Source organism: Nonomuraea sp. NPDC049646, assembly GCF_044465525.1.
Lineage (GTDB): Bacteria > Actinomycetota > Actinomycetes > Streptosporangiales > Streptosporangiaceae > Nonomuraea.
The window spans coordinates 1-1,857 of sequence record NZ_JBITLU010000047.1 but is presented as its reverse complement, the minus strand read 5'-3'; the positions used below and the strand labels follow the sequence as shown (position 1 = coordinate 1,857).

The following is a 1,857-nucleotide window of genomic DNA, read 5'->3' as shown; positions in this document are numbered from 1 at the left end:
GGAGAACCTGTACTTCAACCCCAAGCGGTACGACCTGGCCAAGGTGGGCCGCTACAAGATCAACAAGAAGCTCGGGGTCGACTCCGAGATCACGCGGGGCACGCTGACCGAGGACGACGTCGTCTCGATGATCGAGTACCTGGTGCGGCTGCACGCGGGGGAGACGTCCATGGGCGAGGTCGTCGTGGAGCTCGACGACATCGACCACTTCGGCAACCGGCGCATCCGCAGCGTCGGCGAGCTCGTCCAGAACCAGGTCCGGCTGGGCCTGGCCCGCATGGAGCGGGTCGTCCGGGAGCGGATGACCACCCAGGACGTCGAGGCGATCACGCCGCAGACCTTGATCAACATCCGGCCGGTGGTGGCGTCGATGAAGGAGTTCTTCGGCACCTCGCAGCTGTCGCAGTTCATGGACCAGATCAACCCGCTGGCCGGCCTGACGCACAAGCGGCGGCTGAACGCCCTGGGCCCCGGTGGTCTGTCCCGTGAGCGGGCCGGGATGGAGGTCCGTGACGTGCATCCGTCCCACTACGGCCGGATGTGCCCGATCGAGACGCCCGAGGGCCCGAACATCGGCCTCATCGGCTACCTCGCCTGCTACGGCCGTCTCAACGCCTTCGGCTTCATCGAGACGCCCTACCGCAAGGTCGTCGACGGCAGGGTCACCGACCGGATCGACTACCTGACGGCCGACGAGGAGGACCGGTTCGTCGTCGCCCAGGCGAACTCGTCCCTGGGCGCGGACGGCGAGCTGACCGACGCCCGCGTCCTGGTCCGCACCAAGGGCGGCGAGACCGACTACGTGGCCTCCCGCGAGGTCGACTACATCGACGTGTCGCCGCGCCAGATGGTGTCGGTCGCCACCGCGATGATCCCGTTCCTGGAGCACGACGACGCCAATCGCGCCCTGATGGGCGCGAACATGCAGCGCCAGTCGGTGCCGCTGATCCGCAGCGAGGCGCCGCTGGTCGGCACCGGCATGGAGTACCGTGCCGCGACCGACGCCGGCGACGTCATCAGCGCCGAGAAGGCCGGCGTGGTGGAGGAGGTCTCGGCCGACTACGTCACCGTCATGAACGACGACGGCACGCGCACCACGTACCGGGTCGCCAAGTTCAGGCGCTCCAACCAGGGCACCTGCTTCAACCAGAGGCCCATCGTCGCCGAGGGCGACCGGGTCGAGGCCGGCCAGGTCATCGCCGACGGGCCCTGCACCGACGACGGTGAGATGGCGCTCGGCAAGAACCTGCTGGTGGCGTTCATGCCGTGGGAGGGCCACAACTACGAGGACGCGATCGTGCTGTCCCAGCGCCTGGTGCAGGACGACGTCCTGTCCTCGATCCACATCGAGGAGCACGAGGTCGACGCCCGCGACACCAAGCTGGGCCCGGAGGAGATCACCCGCGACCTCCCCAACGTCTCCGAGGAGGTCCTGGCCGACCTCGACGAGCGCGGGATCGTCCGCATCGGCGCCGAGGTGGTGCCCGGCGACATCCTGGTCGGCAAGGTCACCCCGAAGGGCGAGACCGAGCTGACCCCGGAGGAGCGGCTGCTGCGCGCCATCTTCGGGGAGAAGGCCCGCGAGGTCCGCGACACCTCGCTGAAGGTGCCCCATGGGGAGCGCGGCACGGTCATCGACGTGCGCACCTTCTCCAGGGAGCACGGCGACGAGCTGCCGCCCGGGGTGAACGAGCTGGTCAGGGTGTACATCGCGCAGAAGCGTAAGATCACCGACGGCGACAAGCTGGCCGGCCGGCACGGTAACAAGGGCGTCATCTCCAAGATCCTGCCGGTCGAGGACATGCCGTTCCTTGAGGACGGCACCCCGGTCGACATCATCCTCAACCCGCTGGGCGT

1 protein-coding gene is annotated in these 1,857 nt (G+C 68.4%); it reads left to right on the top strand.

From position 1 onward, the window contains the following. Window positions 1–1,857 (top strand): DNA-directed RNA polymerase subunit beta (rpoB, locus tag ACIBQ8_RS51160; RefSeq protein WP_397195920.1); only part of this gene is annotated, 1,857 nt, incomplete at both ends.